We start from the raw sequence: 17,778 nt of genomic DNA, 5'->3' as shown, positions 1-17,778 counted from the left end.
CGACGACCGGACCGACCACCGGAGCGGCCTCCGGGGCCACCTCCGGGTCGGTGAGCGCCGACGACCTCGACCGTGTCGTCGAGCTGCTCGCGGGCAAGCGCGTCGCCGTGCTCTCCGGCGCCGGTCTCAGCACCGACTCCGGCATCCCCGACTACCGCGGAGCCGGACGCGTCGTGCGGAAGCCCATGACGTTCCAGGAGTTCCTCGCCGACCCCGCGAAGCGCCAGCGGTACTGGGCCGGATCGCACCTGGGCTGGCGGAGCTTCGCGGCCGCCACGCCGAACGACGGGCACCGGGCGCTCGCCGCGCTCGAGGACGCCGGGATCGTCGCCGGCGTCATCACGCAGAACGTCGACGGCCTGCACCTGCGTGCCGGGTCCCGTCGCGTCGTCGAGATCCACGGGTCGATGGACCGCGCCGTGTGCCTGCGGTGCGGGCAGGTGTTCTCCCGCTCCGACCTCGCCACCACCATCGACCGGGCGAACCCCTGGATCGACGAGCCCGGGTCCGTGCAGCTGCAGCCCGACGGCGACGTCGAGATCACCGAGGTCGAACGGTTCGTCGTGCCCGCGTGCTCCGTCTGCGGCGGCGACCTGAAGCCCGACGTCGTCTTCTTCGGCGAGTTCGTGCCGGCCGAGAAGTTCCGCGAGGCCGTGTCGATCGTCGCCGACGCCGACGCGCTGCTCGTGGTCGGGTCCTCCCTCACCGTGAACTCGGGCGTGCGGCTGGTCGACCACGCGGCACGCCGGAAGAACCCGGTGGTCATCGTGAACCGCGGTGAGACCCGCAGCGACCGCCGGGCGGCCGTGAAGCTCGACGCCGGCACCACCGAGACGCTCGTGCACCTGGCGGAGCGGCTCAGTGCAGCGGGGGCGTCGCGCGCGGAGTCGCCCGCGGAGTCACCCGCGGCGTCACCCGCAGCGTCGCGCGCGGACTCGCGCTCCTCCGAGTAGCCGGACGGGTCCGCCGGTCGCGTCTGCGAAGATCGTCGGGTGACGACCCTCCTGTACCTCGTCCGCCACGGCGAGACCGACTGGAACGCGCAGCGCCGCATCCAGGGCTCCACCGACATCCCGCTCAACGACACCGGACGACGGCAGGCCGCCGAGGCCGCCGAACTCCTGACCCTCCGGCCGTTCGACGCCGTGGTCGCCTCCCCGCTGTCCCGCGCCGCCGAGACGGGTGCGATCATCGCCGATCACCTGGGACTCGACGCCCCGACGACGTACCCGGGCCTGGCCGAGCGGTCCTACGGCGAGGCCGAGGGTCTGACCGACGACGAGGTGTCCGCCCGGTACCCGCACGACGACATCCCCGGTCGGGAGTCCCGCTCCGCCCTGCTCGCGCGGATCACCGAGACCCTCGGAGAGATCGCGGTGCGCTTCGACGGAGGCGTCGTGGTGGTCGCGACGCACGGCGCGGTGATCCGCAGCGTCGTCAACGCCGCAGCCCCCGGGACAGCCGACCGCGGCCACACCCCGATCCGGAACGGGTCCATCCACTCGTTCCGGTGGGACCCGGAGCGCTTCCACGCCGAACTCGTCCGGTTCGACGACCCGATCGACGACGTCTCCGACGCCACCGGCGGCTCGGCGTTCGAGTACCAGAACCCCTTGGAACGCCGGGGCTGACCGGGGACTACGCTCCGACGCACCCGCACACCGGGGACCACCCGCAACCCAGGGTGACGGGAGCCAGATGTCCGACGACGGAACCAGCCGACACGGCCGGCATGCCCCCGATCCGTCCGACGACGACCTCGACCGCGTGTTCGGCCCGGAGACGGCGAGCATCCCCACGCGCACCCGCGCCCGCACCTGGTTCGTCATCGGCGGGAGCGTCCTCGTCGTGGCCGCGGTCATCGCCGTGGTGCTCGGGTCGATCATCGGCAGCGTGCAGAACGGCATCGGCGGGGTCTTCCCACGGCCGGACGTCGCGCTCGACCGGTTCGACACGCGGGTGGACGACCTGCCCGGCGTCATCGAGGTGCGGCACCACGCCCCGGCCAAGACCGGGTTCGCGAGCTACGACGCGGTCGCGACGGTCCGCGCCGACCCCTCGCTCGACCGCGCTGCCAGACGTGACCTGGTCGCCGCCATCAGCCGAGCAGCCGACGAGTCCGGTGGCAACGGCGTCCGCGTCGTCGTGATCGCCGACCTCGGCAGCCTGCAGATCGGCGTCACAGGAGCCGGGGAGGTCGCGGCGAAGCGACTCGCGCTGGCGGACACGCTCGACCGCATCGGCGGGGTCACCGCGGTCCGCTGCTCGTGGGAGCGCGGCGGCGACCCGTCCGACACCGCACGGGACCAGTCGATCGTCGTGCGGACCCCGGGGCGGGGAGCAGCGGTGCCGCCCATCGTGTCGCGGGTGACCGAGGAGACGCAGAAGGTGTTCCCCGGGGCGGACGTGCAGGTGATCGCGCGGAAGTAGCGGAAGGAGGTGTGGTGCGGTGGTCGCGGCCGGGCGACGTGGAACCACACGGTCGACGTCGTACGACATCGGCAGCGTCGTTCCGCATCGCCACGAACCGCGAGACCGCGCCAGCGCCCCGAACCGCGAGACCGCGCCAGCGCCCCGAGCCCGCGCCGGCGCCCGCCCGCGCCCGCTCTCAGGCCCGCCGGTCCCCCACGGCCCGCTCGACGGCCCGGACGACCTGCTCCGCCGAGTCCTGCCACCGGAACCGCCGAGCACGCTCGATCGACCGCAGCGAAGCCTCGTCCCACCGGTCCTCGACCCGCCGGACGGCCGCGGCGACGGCGGACGGCGACGCAGGGTCGAAGTACTCGGCCGCATCGCCACCGATCTCGCGGAAGATCGGGATGTCGCTGACGACGACCGGGGTCCCGACGCCCATCGCCTCGACGAGCGGGATGCCGAACCCCTCGTCGTACGACGCGGTCGCCAGCGCCGTGGCCGAACGGAGCACGGACAGGTACTCCTCGTCCGTCGCGCCGTCGTGGAAGACGATCGTCCCCGCGGGAGCGAGCCCCTCGAGTCGCGCCCGGTCGGCACCGGACACCCGCGACATGCAGTGCAGCGTCCAGTCCGCCCCGAGCAGCGGCAGCGCCGCCGCCAGGGTCTCGACGTTCTTGTACGGCATGAACGACCCCATGTAGACGAGGGAGCGCTCGCGCGGCGCTCCGGTCGCCCGTGGCGTCGCCGGGTCGGCCGCGTTGTACGCGACCGTCACGGGTCGGCTCGTCAACCGGTGCTCGGCGATCAGCCCGGCGGTCGTCTCCGACACCGTCACCACCCCGTCCGCACCGTTCAGCAGGAACCGCTGTGGCGCCCACGACAGGTGGAACGCCCGCCAGCCGAGCCGCAGCGGCCACGAGAACTCCCGCGGGGGCGTGCGGTTGCGGTAGTAGATCAGGTCGTGCAGCGTCAGGACGAGCGCGTACCGGCGCCCGCGCGACCCCATCGTCTGCATCGGTGAGAACACCGCGTCGAGCCCCAGACGGTTGACCCGCCGGGCGACGAGCGGCTCCCCCGCGTCCGTCGGCGCCGGCAGCAGCTCCCACGGCAGGTCCGGCGGCAGCGACTCGAGCTGGCGCTCGTCATGGACGAGCAGCACGAAGTCGTGTCGGTCCGGCAGGTTCGCGACCACTCCGGCGGTGAACCGGCTGATGCCGTCGTGCCGACCGATCCGCACGTACCGGCAGTCGATCCCGATGCGCAGGCGCGTCACGCGTCGGTCTCCTTCGTGTCGCTCGCCGTCGCCTCGGTCGCCTTCGCGGCGTTCGGCTTCGTGGTGTTCGACTTCGCCGGAGCCGTCTTCGCCTCGGTCGCCTTCCCGGCGGTCGTCCGGGAGGCCCGCCCCGCCCCCGACGGTCGGCCCGCCCTGGTGCCGCGGCCCCGTCCAGGGCGCGCGGCCGTGTCCGCCATCCGGCGCAGCACCGCGGCGGCGGCCAGAGCCGGTGTCTCGTAGTGCACCAGGTGCCCGACACCCGGGATCACGACGAGCTCGGCGTCCCGCAGGCGTTCGGCGAGTGCACGCTGTTCGGGCACGGCGGTGATGTCGTCGTGCTCCGCCGCGACGAGCAACACGGGCACGTCGATCCGGTCGGCGTACTCGGACACGTCGTGGGTGACCGAGGTGCGGAACGCCTCGAGCACGCTCGTACGGTTCGCGAAGGCCGAGAAGTACCGGTCGTGCTGATCGTGGACCCACCGGCGGACGACGGGGTCGTGCGACTTCAGCATCGCGATGCTCATCGCCCGGACGATCGCACCGTTCCGCAGGATCCCGAGCCCGATCGGCTTCGGCAGCACCGCGCCGGCACGGTAGTACCCGATCGCGATCGCGGTCCCGACGGCACGCGGACCCTGCAGTGCCGGGGCGGCGATGGGGTTGACGAGCACGAGCAGCCGGGTGTCGAGACCGGCGGCGACGGTGGCCGACACCACGATCGACCCGAACGAGTGCCCGAGCACGACGGTGTCGCGCCCGAGCCCGAGCGCGGCGTGGAACCCGGTCAGCCAGGTGACGTACGCGTCGATGTCGGACACCGGCAGCGGATCGGACACGCCGAAGCCGGGCAGGTCGGGGACGATCACGCGGACACCTTCCAGGTGCGCGGCGATCGTCTCGAGGCCGTGGTGGTCCCCGCGGAACCCGTGCACTGCGAGCACGGTGCGATCCGCGTCCTCGGGCCCGTAGACCCAGTAGTGCGTGGTCCGGCCGTCGACCTGGACGGCCCGGTGCACGACCGGGGTGGCGGCCATCAACGACTGGTACGGGGAGAGCACGGGCGGTTGCATCGGCGTCAGTCTAGGGAGCGAACCGCACGAATCCCCGGACACCCGCAGCATCTCGCGCCTATCGTGTCCGGGGCGGGCCGTCGAGCGGTCCGTCGACGACGACGAGGAGCACGGTGACCTTCACAGCCCCGATCCAGCTGCCCGGCCTGACGCTCGACCCGCAGTGGTACAAGCGCTCGGTCTTCTACGAGTGCATGATCCGGTCGTTCGTCGACTCCAACGGGGACGGCATCGGCGACATCCAGGGCGTGATCGGCAAGCTCGACTACCTGCAGTGGCTCGGCGTCGACGCGCTGTGGCTGCCGCCGTTCTTCCAGTCGCCGATGCGTGACGGTGGCTACGACATCGCCGACTACCGGGCGATCCTGCCGGAGTTCGGCACCCTCGACGACTTCCGCGAGCTCGTCACGAAGTCGCACGAGCGGAACATGCGCATCGTGATCGACATGGTGATCAACCACACCAGCGACCAGCACGAGTGGTTCCAGCAGTCCCGCGAGGACCCGGACGGCCCCTACGGCGACTTCTACGTCTGGCGCGACACCGACGAGGACTACTCGAACATCCGCATCATCTTCGTCGACACCGAGGAGTCCAACTGGACCTTCGACCCGGTCCGACGCCAGTTCTTCTTCCACCGCTTCTTCTCGCACCAGCCCGACCTGAACTTCGAGAACCCCGCCGTCATCGAGGCCATCTACGACGTCGTCCGGCACTGGCTCGACATGGGCGTCGACGGCCTCCGGCTCGACGCGATCCCGTACCTGTTCGAGTCGGAGGAGGGCAACGGCGAGGGCGAGCCGGAGACGCACGAGTTCATCAAGAAGCTCCGCGCGATGGTCGACGACGAGTACCCCGGCCGGGTGCTCCTGGCCGAGGCGAACCAGTGGCCGCGCGAGACCGCAGCCTTCTTCGGCACCGACGAGGAACCCGAGTGCCACATGGCGTTCGACTTCCCGGTGATGCCGCGCATCTTCTACTCGCTCCGCGCCCAGCACGCCGCCGAGCTCAAGGCGATCCTGTCCGAGACCCTCGACGTGCCAGCCAGCGCCGCGTGGGGCGTCTTCCTCCGCAACCACGACGAGCTCACGCTCGAGATGGTGAGCGAGGAGTACCGGCAGGCGATGTACGGCTGGTACGGCTACGACCCGCGGATGCGCTCGAACATCGGTATCCGCCGACGTCTCGCTCCCCTGCTCGACAACTCGCGCGCCGAGCTCGAGCTCATCCACGCGCTGCTCTTCTCGCTGCCCGGTTCACCGTTCCTGTACTACGGCGACGAGATCGGGATGGGCGACAACATCTGGCTGCCGGACCGCGACTCGTCCCGCACGCCGATGCAGTGGACGCCGGACCGCAACGCCGGCTTCTCCACCGCAGACCCGGGCAAGCTCTACCTGCCCGTCGTGCAGTCGCTCGTGTACAACTACGCGCAGGTCAACGTCGAGGCGCAGCTGGCCCAGTCGCGCTCGCTGCTGCACTGGGTCCGCAACGTCATCCACACCCGCAAGGCCCACCCGGTGTTCGGCCTCGGCTCCCTGAACGTGCAGGAGACCTCCAACGACTCGGTGCTCGCCTTCGTCCGCTCGTGGGAGGGCTCCGGGCAGCAGTTCGGGCCGTCCGCCGAGGACGTCCTGTGCGTGTTCTCGTTCGCGACGAACCCGACCTCGGTCACGATCTCCGCGCCGGAGTTCGCGGGTCGCCCGCTCTACGACCTGTTCGGCGGCAGCTCGTTCCCGTCGTTCGACGAGGACGGCACCGTCACGCTCACCATGGGCACGCAGTCGTTCTACTGGCTGCACGTCGGCGCGCCGACCCGGTAGTCGGGGGTGTCGGTGCGTCCCGTTAGCCTGACCGCGTGACGTTCCCCACAGCACAGCTCGACGCACCCGCTCCGTCCCAGGACCTCACGGGTCGCCCCTGGTGGCACGCGCTGGGCGTCTTCGACCTCGAGACCACCGGGGTCGACGTCGAGACGGCCCGCATCGTCACGGCCCACGTCGGACTCATCGACATGACCGGGGCCTCCATCGTCGAGGGCGCGTGGATCGCCGACCCGGGCGTCCCCATCCCCGAGGGTGCCGCGGCCGTGCACGGGTACACGACCGAACGTGCCCAGGCCGAGGGGCGTCCCGCGGCCGAGGTCGTCGGCGAGATCATCGCCGCGATCGAAGCCGTGTTCGCCCGGGGCATCCCGCTGGTGATCTACAACGCCCCCTACGACCTCACCGTCCTCGACCGCGAAGCGAAGCGGCACGGGTTCGCCTCCCCCGTCGTCGGCAACGTCGTCGACCCGCTCGTGATCGACAAGGCGCTCGACACCTTCCGCAAGGGCAAGCGCACGCTCGAAGCCGCGTCCGAGCTCTACGGTGTCACGCTCGACGACGCCCACGACGCCGGCGCGGACGCCATCGCTGCCGGGCGTGTCGCCCAGGCCATCGCGGGCAAGTACCCGGACGAACTCGGCATCTCCGCCGAAGCACTCCACCGCAAGCAGGTCGGTTGGTGCGCCGAGCAGGCCGCGTCGTTCCAGGACTACATGCGCAAGAAGCGCGACCCGTCGTTCACCGCCGACGGCCGCTGGCCGCACCGCAACGGCGCCTGACCCCGCACAGCCCGCGCGGGACACCGGTGTTCGTGCGCCGAACACCCGCACAACCCGGTGTGACGCGCGAACACCGGTGTCCCGCGGCCCTGGGTCAGCGGCAGCCGGAGCCACCGCACAACGCGAACGGGCGGCCCTCCTGCAGGAGGACCGCCCGTCGACGTTGCGTGGGGGCTGCTTACTTGCTGAAGCCCTTGAAGCGCTGGTTGAACTTCTCGACGCGGCCGGCCGAGTCGAGGATGCGCTGCTTGCCCGTGTAGAACGGGTGCGAAGCGGACGAGATCTCGACGTCGATGACCGGGTAGGTCGCACCGTCGAGCTCGATGGTCTTGTCGCTGTTCGCGGTCGAACGCGTCAGGAACGTCTCACCGGAGGCCAGGTCGCGGAAGACGATGGCGCGGTACTCGGGGTGGGTGTCGGTCTTCATGGAGATTCCTCGATAGCGGTGGTGGGATTGCGCGAACTGCGCGGGAAGTCGTCGGCTTGCGCCAGCCGTCCACGATACCAGAGAGACGGCGGGATCGCAGCGCTACGCGGCGCGTGCCGTGTAGCGACCGGCGTCCTTGGTGACCGAGAGGTCGATGCCGAACGCCTCGGTCAGGGTCTGGTCGGTCAGGACCTCGTCGATGGGGCCGGCAGCCTGCACGTGGCCGTCGGCGAGGACCAGTGCGTGGGTGAACCCGGCCGGGATCTCCTCGACGTGGTGGGTCACGATGACGATGGCGGGCGAGTCCGCGCTCTGGGCGTACCCGCCGAGGGTGCGGACGAGGCTCTCACGGGCGCCGAGGTCGAGCGACGCGGCCGGTTCGTCGAGGAACAGGATCTCCGGGTCGGTCATCACGGCCCGGGCGATCTGCACGCGCTTCTGCTCGCCGTCGCTCAGGTCGCCGAACGTGCGGTCGGTGAAGGACCCCAGGCCCCACTCCTCGAGCACGCGCTGCGCACGACGGACGTCGAGCTCCTCGTACTCCTCGTTCCAGCGCCCCGTCACCGAGTACGCCGCGGTGAGCACGACGTCGATGACCTTCTCGGTGACCGGGATGCGACGCGCCAGGGCGGTCGACGCGAAGCCGATGCGCGGGCGGAGCTCGAACAGGTCGGCACCACCGAGCTCGGTGCCGAGCACCTCGACGTCGCCCGAGGTCGGGAACGTCTGGGCACCGGCGACCTGCAGCAGCGTCGTCTTGCCGGCACCGTTCGCGCCGAGCACGACCCAGCGTTCATCGTCCTGCACCTCCCACGAGATCGCGTCGAGGATGGTGGCCCCGTTGCGGACCACGGAGACGTCTGACAAGCGCACGACCGAGGGCATGCGACCAGCCTACGGGTTCTGGCCGAGCACCTGGTCGTAGACCTGCCGTGTCCTGGTGGCGATCGCGTCCCAGGTGAACTCGGTCTCGACACGCAGCCGTCCGGCGCGTCCCATGAGCTTCGCCAGCCCCTCGTCGGCGAGCACCTCTGCCAGGGTCGCGGCGAGGTCGGCCACGAAGCGGTCGGGGTCGGTCGGGGTGCCGGTGCCGTCCTGCACCTGGTCGATCGGGACGATGCGACCGGTGAGCCCGTCGGCGACCACCTCGGGGATGCCCCCGGTACCGGTGCCGACGACGGGGATCCCGCACGCCATCGCCTCGAGGTTCACGATCCCGAGCGGCTCGTACACCGACGGGCAGACGAACACGGTGCCCGAGGACAGCACGTTCACGATCTCCTGGTGCGCGAGCATCCGGTCGATCCAGACGACGCCCTCGCGTTCGGCGCGGAGCCCCTCGACGAGCGCGGTGACCTCGGCCAGGATCTCGGGGGTGTCCGGCGCGCCGGCGCACAGCACGATCTGCACGTCCGACGGCAGCGACGCCACGGCGCGGAGCAGGTACGGCAGGCCCTTCTGCCGGGTGATGCGTCCGACGAACACGACGCTCGGGCGCGTCGGGTCGATGCCGAGGGCACGCACGGCGTCCTCGTCGACGGTCGGCTTCCACGCGTCGATGTCGATGCCGTTGTAGACGACGTGCACCTTCGCCGGGTCGATCGAGGGGTAGGAACGCAGGATGTCCGCACGCATGGCCTTCGAGACCGCGATGACGCCGTCGGCGTTCTCGAACGCCTCGCGCTCCATCCAGCTGGACAGGCGGTAGCCGCCGCCGAGCTGCTCGGCCTTCCACGGGCGCAGGGGCTCGAGGCTGTGGGCGGTGACGACGTGCGGGATGCCGTAGGTCAGCTGCGCGATCCGGCCCGCGGAGTTCGCGTACCAGGTGTGCGAGTGCACGAGGTCGGCGCCCTCGACGTCGGCCGCGATGGCCACGTCGGTGCCCAGGGCCTGCAGTGCGCCGTTCGCCTGGCCGAGGCCGTCCGGGGTCCGGTAGCCCCACACGTCGGGTTCGTCACGGAAGGCCCCGAAGGCCCGGACACGGACTTCCGTCTCCGTTCCCGACCGCAACGCGGCGGTGAGTTCGGACACGTGGACACCGGCTCCGCCGTAGACCTCCGGCGGATACTCCCTGGTCAGCAGATCGACTCGCACTGGTTCAAGGTAACCGGTTCCCAGTGCTGACGCCTACTGTGAGCGGCATGGCTCCAAAGAAGGTCTTCGGCATCGTGCTCGCCGGTGGCGAAGGCAAACGACTCATGCCGCTCACCGCCGATCGCGCGAAGCCCGCCGTCCCGTTCGGCGGCAACTTCCGTCTCATCGACTTCGCACTGTCGAACCTGGTGAACTCCGGTCTCAACAAGATCGTGGTCCTGACCCAGTACAAGTCGCACAGTCTCGACCGACACGTCGCGGAGACCTGGCGGATGGAGGGGCTGCTCAGCTCCTACGTCGCGTCGGTCCCCGCGCAGCAGCGGCTCGGCAAGCGCTGGTTCGCCGGGTCGGCCGACGCGATCCTGCAGTCGCTCAACCTGCTCCGCGACGAACGCCCCGACATCGTGGTCGTCGTCGGCGCGGACCACGTGTACCGGATGGACTTCCACCAGATGGTCGAGGCGCACATCGCCTCCGGCCGCAGCGTCACCGTCGCGGCGATCCGCCAGCCGATCGGCCTCGCCGACCAGTTCGGCGTGATCCAGGTGGCCGAGGACGACCCGACCAAGATCGACGCGTTCCTCGAGAAGCCGAAGGACGCGATCGGCCTGGCCGACTCCCCCGGCGAGATCCTGGCCTCGATGGGCAACTACGTGTTCAACGCGGACGCCCTGGTCGACGCGGTCCTGCGCGACGGCCAGCTCGAGACCTCGGCGCACGACATGGGCGGCGACATCGTGCCCGACTTCGTCAACCGCGGCGACGCCGGCGTGTACGACCTGCAGCGCAACGAGGTCCCCGGGTCCACCGACCGCGACAAGTACTACTGGCGCGACGTGGGCACGATCGACTCGTTTTTCGACGCCCACATGGACCTCATCGCCCCGGTCCCGGTCTTCAACCTGTACAACCAGGACTGGCCGATCTTCAACCAGCAGACGAACCTGCCGCCGGCGAAGTTCGTCCGCGACGCGAACGGCAACACCGGCTCCACGGTCGACTCGCTCGTGTCGCTCGGCTGCCTGGTGTCGGGCGCCCAGGTCGAGCGCAGCATGATCGGGCCGTGGTGCTCGATCGACTCCGGTGCGAAGGTCCTCGACTCGATCGTGTTCGAGCGCGCCACCATCGGCGCCGGCGCGATCGTCAACCGCGCCATCCTCGACAAGGACGTCGTCCTCGCACCGGGTGCGCAGGTCGGCGTCGACCGCGAGACCGACGAGGCACGCGGCTTCACCGTCACCGCGTCCGGCATCACCGTGGTGGGCAAGGGCGTCCGCGTCGACGCGTGACGACGCACCCGGGGCGCAGCCCCGGACGGACGGTCTGGAGGCACGGCTCGCGTCCCCGACGCGGCCGTGCCTCCGCCAGTCGGTACCGTTGGTGCGTGCCCCGCTTCCTCGTCGTCCTCGATGCCGATTCCACCCTCCTCGAGGACGAGGTGATCGAACTGCTCGCCGACAGCGCCGGGACCCGGCCACAGGTGGCGGCGATCACGGAGCGCGCCATGCGCGGGGAACTCGACTTCGCCGAGAGCCTCCGGGAGCGTGTCGCGACCCTGGCGGGCCTCCAGGCAGACGTCTTCGTCCGCGCGCAGCAGGCGGTCCGTGTGACGCGGGGCGCCGACCAGCTCGTCCGCGGCGTGCACGCCGCCGGCGGCACCGTCGGCGTGGTGTCGGGCGGGTTCCACGAGGTCCTCGACCCCTTCGCCGAGCAGCTCGGCCTCGACCACTGCCGGGCGAACCGGCTCGAGGTCAGCGGCGGCGTGCTGACCGGCCGCGTGCTCGGCGACGTCGTCGACGCGCACGCGAAGGCCGTCGCGCTCCGCGAGTGGGCAGACGCCGACGGTGTCGACCCGGCACGGACGATCGCGATCGGGGACGGCGCGAACGACCTCGAGATGATGCGGGTCGCGGCGCTGTCGGTCGCGTTCGACGCGAAGCCGCGCGTGCGGGAGCAGGCGGACGTCGCGGTCGTCGACCGTGACCTGTCCGCCGTGCTCGCGACGCTCGGCCTGCGCGGCTGAGCGGACCGGCTGGTCTTCGCGCTCAGCGACACGTCAGGCGCGCGAGCACCCGTGGACGGTCGCTGGGCACGAAACGGTGCGCAGGTGGTGGCTAGTGCCCCATCCCGAGGCCGCCGTCGACGGGGATGATCGCACCGGAGACGTACCCGGCGCCGTCGCTCGCCAGGAACAACGTGGCGTCGGCGACGTCGTCGACCGTGCCGTAGCGGGCGGCCGGGATCGCCTTCTTGAACTCGGCCTGCAGCTCGTCGGAGAGCGCGGCGGTCATGTCGGTCTGGATGAAGCCGGGCGCGACGACGTTGGCGGTGATGCCACGCGAACCGAGTTCACGGGTGATCGAGCGGGCCATGCCGACCAGGGCGGCCTTCGAGGACGCGTAGTTGACCTGGCCGATCTGGCCGTAGGCACCCACGACGCTCGACATCAGCACGATGCGCCCGAACTTGGCCTTCATCATGCCCTTCGTGGCGCGCTTGACGACGCGGAAGGTGCCGGTGAGGTTCGTGTCGACCACGCTGGTGAAGTCGTCCTCGGACATGCGGAGGAGCAGCTGGTCGTTCGTGATGCCGGCGTTCGCGACGAGGACCTCGATCGGACCGAACTCGGCCTCGACCTGCGTGAACGCGGCGTCGACGGAGGCCGTGTCGGTGATGTCGGCCTGCACCGTCAGCGCGCCCTCGGGACCACCCTGACCGCTGCGCGACGTCACGGCGACCCGGTGGCCGGCTGCGACGAACCGCTCGGCCAGCGCGCGGCCGATGCCGCGGTTGCCGCCGGTGATGAGGACGGTACGGGGGGTGCTCATGGTCGCTCCGTTCGGTGGGTTCTGCTCGGCACGCGGTGCCGGGGACCCGGCGGACACGCCCGGACGAGCGTACCGGAGCCGACCACCCTGCCGGTTCGCGCGCGGCGCACCCATGATCGGCCCGGCGGGATTAGGCTTGACCACGGGTAGACGGAGACCATCTGTATGAAGAGCACGCACACGAGCATCACCTCGCTGCCGGACACACCGGAGCAGGACCGGGCGCACCGCCTGTCCCGCTACGTCTGGCAGATGGCAATCCGAGTGGTCCTCTTCATCTCCGCCGTGCTCGTGTACTCGACCTGGCACTCGTGGCTCGCGGTCATCCCGATCGTCCTCGCCGCGGTGATCCCCTGGGTTGCCGTCGTCATCGCGAACGCCGGCAGCCGGACCGAGAGCGACATGATCTCCCCCGCCGGGTCCATCGAGCTGTACGACGCCGTCGACCCGCGCCTCCGCGAACAGCAGGAGGACGCACGGGCCCAGGCCTACCGCGACGAACAGGACCGCCTCCGCCAGAAGGCGCAGCACGCCCAGGACGAGTGGCAGCGCAACGGCGACCGATCGAAGATGTGGGGGCCCCGCTGATGGGTGCGACGTTCGACCTGCAGACCGAGCCCGGATCGACCCCGGTGTGCTCGCGAGCGGGTTGCACCTCGACGGCCGGCTGGCGCGTGAACTGGCGCAACCCCCGCATCCACGCGATCGACCGCGTGAAGATCTGGGCGGCGTGCGACGAGCACCGTGACTTCCTGGCGGACTACCTGCGGTCCCGCTCGTTCCCGGTGCGCGTCACCGGCATGCACGAGGACGTCGACCGCCTCGACGACGAGCGCGACCCGGTGGCAGCGCCGAAGAACGACGTCGGGGTGCGCGCCACCGGCACCTCGCGATGACCGACGGCTTCGACCCGCAGTCCCGGTACGGCCGCAAGCACGCCGCCAAGTTGCAGCGCGCCGCCGCCGGATCGGACCCCGGCTCCGGCTCTGGCTTGGAATCGGGCTCGGACTCGGGTTCGCCCGGCCGCTCCGACGAGCCCTTCGTCGGCTGGCGCTTCGTCCGGAGCCGCCGCTGGCTCGGGTACTTCGCGATCGCCGTCGCCTTCGCCATCGTCTGCACGCTGTTCGGCATGTGGCAGTGGGACCGCCGCAACGAAGCCGTCCGGCAGAACGAGCAGGTCGCGCAGAACTACGACCACACGCCCGTCCCCCTCGACCGGGCGCTGCCGAGGGCGTCGAGCTGGCAGGACGAGCAGGAGTGGCTCCGGGTCTCCGTCACCGGCCGGTACGACGTCGACTCCCAGCTGCTCGTCCGCAACCGCGTGCACAACGGGCAGCCCGGGTTCGAGGTCCTCACCCCGCTCGTCACGTCCGAGGGCCGCGCCTTCATCGTCGACCGCGGCTGGGTCCCGACCGGCAACGCGCAGGACGCCCCCGACCACGTTCCCGCTCCCCCGTCCGGCGAGGTCACCGCCGTCGTCCGGCTGCAGCAGAGCGAACCCCGCATCCCCGGCCGCTCCGACCCGAAGGACACCGACCAGGTGCAGTCGGTCACCCTGGCCGACGTGGCGAACAAGGTCGACGACCCCATCTGGACCGGTGCGTACGGGCAGCTCGCCTCGGAGTCCCCCGCCCCGACCGAGGCCCGCCCGCTCGGCTGGGATCGCCCGAACGCCGACACCGGGCTGCACCTGAGTTACTTCATCCAGTGGTTCCTGTTCGCCGCCGGGGGCTTCGGGTTCCTGGCGTACGTGATGGTGCAGGAGTACCGGAACCTCAACCAGGACGACCCCGAGGAGCGCGAGCGTGCCCTCGAGCGCGAACGCCGCAAGAACCTCAAGCCGAAGACAGACGCCGAGATCGAGGACGAGCTCATCGCGTCCCGTCGCTGACGCGCTGGCGTGTGTGCGCGTCAGCGCACCGTGCGCACCTCGCAACCCCGTGCGCGCTTCCGCGCACCGTGCAGCACCACAAGCGCGCACCCACCACGCAACACCGCACCGGACCGCGAACGCGGCACCGTGCGGACGGGAGGCGCGACATACGACCAGCACCGCGCCTCCAGACCGCACCGTGCGCACCTCGCAACCCCGTGCGCGCTTCCCCGCACCGTGCAGCACCACAAGCGCGCACCCACCACGCAACACCGCACCGGACCGCGAACGCGGCACCGTGCGCACGGGAGGCGCGACACACGACCAGCACCGCGCCTCCAGACCGCACCGTGCGCACCTCGCAACCCCGTGCGCGCTTCCCCGCACCGTGCAGCACCACAAGCGCGCACCCACCACGCAACACCGCACCGGACCGCGAACGCGGCACCGTGCGGACGGGAGGCGCGACACACGACCGACCCCGAGGCCGGTGCGCAAGACGCCGTCGTCATCGCGACACGCCCCCACGTCGGCGAGGCGCCGCCGTCTCCGGCGGCGCCTCGACGGCTCAGCGGCGTCGTGTGGACACGACGGCGTCTCGCAAGCGGCTACGCGAGTTCGATGAGCTCCGCGTAGTCCTTGTTCCAGTGGTCCTCGGTGCCGTCCGGCAGCAGCAGCACGCGCTCGGGGTTGAGCGCCTCGACCGCGCCGGCGTCGTGGGACACCAGGACGACCGCGCCCTCGAAGCCGGCCAGGGCGTTGAGGATCTCCTCGCGTGACGCCGGGTCCAGGTTGTTCGTCGGTTCGTCGAGCAGCAGGACGTTCGCCCCCGAGACGACGATCATCGCGAGCGACAGACGCGTCTTCTCACCACCGGACAGGACGCCGGCCTTCTTGTAGCCGTCGTCGCCGGTGAACAGGAACGACCCGAGCACCCGACGGGCCTCGGTCTCGTTGAGGTCCGTCGACGCCGACACCATGTTCTCGATCACCGTGCGGTTGATGTCGATGTTCTCGTGTTCCTGCGCGTAGTAGCCGATGCGCAGACCGTGGCCTGGCTGGATCTCACCGGTGTCGGGCTGGTCGGCACCCGCGAGGATGCGCAGCAGCGTCGTCTTGCCCGCACCGTTGAAGCCGAGGATGACCACGCGGGAGCCGCGGTCGATCGCCAGGTCGACACCGGCGAAGATCTCCAGCGAGCCGTAGGACTTCGACAGCCCCTCGGCCATCAGCGGCGTACGACCGCACGGCGCCGGCGTGGGGAAACGGATCTTCGCGACGCGGTCGGCGACGCGCTCGTCCTCGAGGCCGGCGAGCAGCTTGTCGGCACGCGCGACCATCTGGTGCGCCGCGGCGGCCTTCGAGGCCTTCGCACCGAACCGAGCGGCCTGGTCCTTGAGCGTGGCGGCCTTCTTCTCGGCACCTGCGCGCTCCTTGCGACGGCGCTCCTCGTCGGCGACGCGCTGCCGCTGGTAGAGCTTCCAGCCCATGTTGTAGATGTCGATGGTCTGGCGGTTTGCGTCCAGGTAGAAGACGCGGTTCACGACCTCTTCGACGAGCTCGACGTCGTGGGAGATGATGATGACGCCGCCGGGGTAGGTCTTCAGGTGCTCGCGGAGCCACACGACGGAGTCGGCGTCGAGGTGGTTGGTCGGCTCGTCGAGGATCATCGTCTCGGCGTCCGAGAACAGGATGCGGGCGAGCTCGATGCGCCGTCGCTGACCACCCGAGAGCGTCTTGAGCTGCTGGTCGAGGATGCGGTCCGGCAGCTTCAGGTTCGACGCGATCGAGGCCGCCTCGGCCTCGGCCGCGTAGCCACCGAGCGCATTGAACTGGTCGTCGAGACGGCTGTAGCGCCGCATCGCCTTCTCGGCGACGGCCGCGTCGTCGCTCGCCATGTCGAGCGTGGCGAGGCGGATGCCCTCCACGAGCTCACCGAGCCCGCGGGCGTCGAGGATGCGCTTCCGCGCCGTCTCCTCCGGGTCGCCGGAGCGGGGGTCCTGCGGCAGGTAGCCGATCTCCCCGCCGCGGTCGATCGTGCCGCCGTTCGGCTGCGTCTCGCCCGCGAGGGCCTTGGTCATCGTCGTCTTCCCCGCGCCGTTGCGGCCGACGAGTCCGATCTTGTCGCCCTTCTCGACACGGAAGGACACTTCTTCCATGAGGAGACGAGCTCCGACGCGGATCTCGAGTTCGTGCACGGCAAGCACAGTGGACGTCCAATCAGTTGGTGGGTTTGCACAACGGTGTGTGCGTGAGGTGCACCGCTACGCTGACGGGACCGATGGTTCCGAACGGAACCAGCAGTCCATTCTAGGAGAATCCATGACGAACGCCACCGGGTTCGCTCCCCGCGCAGTCCTCGCCGACCGTCTGCGCACGCACGGGCTGGCCACCGACGCCGCCCTCGTCGCCGGCGGAGCCCTGTTCACCGCCGCGATGGCGCAGCTCGAGCTCCCGATGTGGCCGGTCCCGATCACCGGGCAGACGCTGGCCGTCGTGCTCGTCGGCGCGACGCTCGGCGCGCGTCGCGGCATGCTCTCGCTGCTCGTCTACGCCGTCGCCGGACTCGCGGGTGCCCCGTTCTTCGCCGACCTGCAGGGCGGCCTGCAGGCCCTGGCCCTGCCGAGCTTCGGGTACGTCATCGGCTTCATCCCGGCCGCCGGGCTCGTCGGCTGGCTCGCCCGCCGCAACTGGGACCGCAACGTCGGTCGTGCCGCGGTCGCGATGCTGCTCGCGAGCGCGATCCCGTTCGTGACCGGCCTGCCGTACCTCGCCGTGGCGCTCGGCCAGCTCGGCGCCCCGAACGACGTCCAGTCGGTGCTCGCCGCCGGCCTGTACCCGTTCATCATCGGTGGCGTCGCCAAGGCCCTCATCGCCGCCGGCATCCTGCCGCTCGCGTGGAAGGCCGTCGGCCGCCGCTGACCCCTCGCACGCGTACGGCCCCGCACCGATCGGTGTGGGGCCGTTCTGCGTCCGCAGCGCGTGGGCGGGCAGGCAGGCGGACGCGGCGCCGGGCTGTCAGTGCGGTCACAACTCCCCACTGCCCGGATGCCGAGTGGTCACGTTCCGTCGCCTGGAGCGGGGTCAGCCGACCGAACGCGACCACTCGGCGAACGTGAGCGGGCGGTTGCGACCACTCGGCGGCGCGCCCCGCGCGTGGCGTGCGCACAAACGGACGGGAGGCGCGGTG

The 17,778-nt window shown here is 70.9% G+C and carries 18 protein-coding genes; 11 read left to right on the top strand and 7 right to left on the bottom strand.

Translation table 11 applies throughout. The features are described 5' to 3' along the window. The first annotated feature begins 50 nt into the window (after window positions 1-50). From H489_RS28990 to H489_RS28980, 3 genes are all read left to right on the top strand, one after another. Window positions 51-953, top strand: a complete 903-nt coding sequence (locus tag H489_RS28990) for a Sir2 family NAD-dependent protein deacetylase (protein WP_152427276.1) — start codon at window positions 51-53, stop codon at window positions 951-953. A 39-nt stretch (window positions 954-992) separates the two neighbouring features. After that, the gene (locus H489_RS28985; RefSeq protein ID WP_017887286.1) at window positions 993-1,631 is read left to right on the top strand and encodes a histidine phosphatase family protein; all 639 of its coding nucleotides are present in this window, start codon (window positions 993-995) and stop codon (window positions 1,629-1,631) included. Between the two features lie 67 nt (window positions 1,632-1,698). Next, the gene (locus H489_RS28980; protein ID WP_017887285.1) at window positions 1,699-2,430 is read left to right on the top strand and encodes a hypothetical protein; all 732 of its coding nucleotides are present in this window, start codon (window positions 1,699-1,701) and stop codon (window positions 2,428-2,430) included. A gap of 178 nt (window positions 2,431-2,608) precedes the next feature. Here the strand turns inward: H489_RS28980 and H489_RS28975 are convergent, their stop codons facing one another. Both H489_RS28975 and H489_RS0119115 read right to left on the bottom strand, forming a co-directional pair. After that, entirely contained in the window at window positions 2,609-3,679 is a 1,071-nt protein-coding gene (locus tag H489_RS28975) for a glycosyltransferase family 4 protein (RefSeq protein ID WP_031259798.1), read from the bottom strand. A 5-nt stretch (window positions 3,680-3,684) separates the two neighbouring features. Further along, entirely contained in the window at window positions 3,685-4,761 is a 1,077-nt protein-coding gene (locus H489_RS0119115; protein ID WP_081612294.1) for an alpha/beta fold hydrolase, read from the bottom strand. A 113-nt stretch (window positions 4,762-4,874) separates the two neighbouring features. Here H489_RS0119115 and treS point away from each other — a divergent pair, with 113 nt between their 5' ends. Next, complete coding sequence (gene treS, locus H489_RS28970) at window positions 4,875-6,584, top strand: maltose alpha-D-glucosyltransferase (RefSeq protein ID WP_017887282.1); 1,710 nt, start codon at window positions 4,875-4,877, stop codon at window positions 6,582-6,584. A gap of 35 nt (window positions 6,585-6,619) precedes the next feature. Continuing rightward, on the top strand, window positions 6,620-7,366 hold the full coding sequence (locus H489_RS28965) for a 3'-5' exonuclease (RefSeq protein WP_017887281.1): 747 nt from the start codon (window positions 6,620-6,622) through the stop codon (window positions 7,364-7,366). 178 nt (window positions 7,367-7,544) lie between these two features. Here H489_RS28965 and H489_RS28960 read toward each other — a convergent pair whose 3' ends face one another. The 3 genes from H489_RS28960 to glgA all read right to left on the bottom strand — a co-directional run bounded on the left by H489_RS28960 (window position 7,545) and on the right by glgA (window position 9,887). Next, window positions 7,545-7,793, bottom strand: coding sequence for a type B 50S ribosomal protein L31 (locus H489_RS28960; protein ID WP_017887280.1), 249 nt, complete (start codon window positions 7,791-7,793; stop codon window positions 7,545-7,547). Window positions 7,794-7,895: 102 nt separating this feature from the next. Next, window positions 7,896-8,678 (bottom strand): ABC transporter ATP-binding protein, encoded by a 783-nt coding sequence (locus tag H489_RS28955; protein ID WP_017887279.1) that lies wholly within the window; start codon window positions 8,676-8,678, stop codon window positions 7,896-7,898. A gap of 9 nt (window positions 8,679-8,687) precedes the next feature. Next, entirely contained in the window at window positions 8,688-9,887 is a 1,200-nt protein-coding gene (gene glgA, locus H489_RS28950) for a glycogen synthase (protein ID WP_031259795.1), read from the bottom strand. A 47-nt stretch (window positions 9,888-9,934) separates the two neighbouring features. On the opposite strand from glgA, the gene H489_RS28945 reads away from it, so the two are divergent. Next, window positions 9,935-11,176: a glucose-1-phosphate adenylyltransferase gene (locus H489_RS28945; RefSeq protein WP_031259790.1), complete on the top strand. Its 1,242-nt coding sequence runs from the start codon at window positions 9,935-9,937 to the stop codon at window positions 11,174-11,176. Between the two features lie 95 nt (window positions 11,177-11,271). After that, complete coding sequence (gene serB, locus H489_RS28940) at window positions 11,272-11,910, top strand: phosphoserine phosphatase SerB (protein WP_017887276.1); 639 nt, start codon at window positions 11,272-11,274, stop codon at window positions 11,908-11,910. Window positions 11,911-12,001: 91 nt separating this feature from the next. Here serB and fabG read toward each other — a convergent pair whose 3' ends face one another. Continuing rightward, window positions 12,002-12,715 (bottom strand): 3-oxoacyl-ACP reductase FabG, encoded by a 714-nt coding sequence (gene fabG, locus H489_RS28935; RefSeq protein WP_031259788.1) that lies wholly within the window; start codon window positions 12,713-12,715, stop codon window positions 12,002-12,004. A 165-nt stretch (window positions 12,716-12,880) separates the two neighbouring features. On the opposite strand from fabG, the gene H489_RS36880 reads away from it, so the two are divergent. The 3 genes from H489_RS36880 to H489_RS28930 are packed head-to-tail and all read left to right on the top strand — an operon-like array spanning window position 12,881 to window position 14,606. Then, complete coding sequence (locus tag H489_RS36880) at window positions 12,881-13,303, top strand: DUF3099 domain-containing protein (RefSeq protein ID WP_051067389.1); 423 nt, start codon at window positions 12,881-12,883, stop codon at window positions 13,301-13,303. Next, on the top strand, window positions 13,303-13,611 hold the full coding sequence (locus H489_RS0119105) for a hypothetical protein (protein ID WP_081612300.1): 309 nt from the start codon (window positions 13,303-13,305) through the stop codon (window positions 13,609-13,611). Before H489_RS36880 ends, H489_RS0119105 begins: the two co-directional genes overlap by 1 nt. Further along, complete coding sequence (locus tag H489_RS28930; RefSeq protein WP_017887273.1) at window positions 13,608-14,606, top strand: SURF1 family protein; 999 nt, start codon at window positions 13,608-13,610, stop codon at window positions 14,604-14,606. The genes H489_RS0119105 and H489_RS28930 overlap by 4 nt, the downstream gene beginning before the upstream one ends. Window positions 14,607-15,196: 590 nt before the next feature. On the opposite strand, the gene H489_RS28925 is transcribed toward H489_RS28930, so the two are convergent. Continuing rightward, window positions 15,197-16,795, bottom strand: coding sequence for an ABC-F family ATP-binding cassette domain-containing protein (locus H489_RS28925; RefSeq protein WP_031259783.1), 1,599 nt, complete (start codon window positions 16,793-16,795; stop codon window positions 15,197-15,199). A gap of 115 nt (window positions 16,796-16,910) precedes the next feature. Here H489_RS28925 and H489_RS28920 point away from each other — a divergent pair, with 115 nt between their 5' ends. Further along, window positions 16,911-17,510 (top strand): biotin transporter BioY, encoded by a 600-nt coding sequence (locus H489_RS28920; protein ID WP_017887271.1) that lies wholly within the window; start codon window positions 16,911-16,913, stop codon window positions 17,508-17,510. The last annotated feature ends 268 nt before the right edge of the window (window positions 17,511-17,778 follow it).

Source organism: Curtobacterium flaccumfaciens UCD-AKU (assembly GCF_000349565.1).
Taxonomy (GTDB): domain Bacteria; phylum Actinomycetota; class Actinomycetes; order Actinomycetales; family Microbacteriaceae; genus Curtobacterium; species Curtobacterium poinsettiae.
This window is presented reverse-complemented; position numbering and strand designations above follow the sequence as displayed.

Bases quoted from the DNA above. Each gene is read 5' to 3' on its own strand.
- H489_RS28930 (WP_017887273.1), top strand. From the start codon at position 13,608: ATGACCGACGGCTTCGACCCGCAGTCCCGGTACGGCCGCAAGCACGCC.
- H489_RS0119105 (WP_081612300.1), top strand. From the start codon at position 13,303: ATGGGTGCGACGTTCGACCTGCAGACCGAGCCCGGATCGACCCCGGTG.
- H489_RS28920 (WP_017887271.1), top strand. From the start codon at position 16,911: ATGACGAACGCCACCGGGTTCGCTCCCCGCGCAGTCCTCGCCGACCGT.
- fabG (WP_031259788.1), bottom strand. From the start codon at position 12,715: ATGAGCACCCCCCGTACCGTCCTCATCACCGGCGGCAACCGCGGCATC.
- H489_RS36880 (WP_051067389.1), top strand. From the start codon at position 12,881: ATGAAGAGCACGCACACGAGCATCACCTCGCTGCCGGACACACCGGAG.
- H489_RS28960 (WP_017887280.1), bottom strand. From the start codon at position 7,793: ATGAAGACCGACACCCACCCCGAGTACCGCGCCATCGTCTTCCGCGAC.
- H489_RS28980 (WP_017887285.1), top strand. From the start codon at position 1,699: ATGTCCGACGACGGAACCAGCCGACACGGCCGGCATGCCCCCGATCCG.
- H489_RS0119115 (WP_081612294.1), bottom strand. From the start codon at position 4,761: ATGCAACCGCCCGTGCTCTCCCCGTACCAGTCGTTGATGGCCGCCACC.
- H489_RS28945 (WP_031259790.1), top strand. From the start codon at position 9,935: ATGGCTCCAAAGAAGGTCTTCGGCATCGTGCTCGCCGGTGGCGAAGGC.
- H489_RS28955 (WP_017887279.1), bottom strand. From the start codon at position 8,678: ATGCCCTCGGTCGTGCGCTTGTCAGACGTCTCCGTGGTCCGCAACGGG.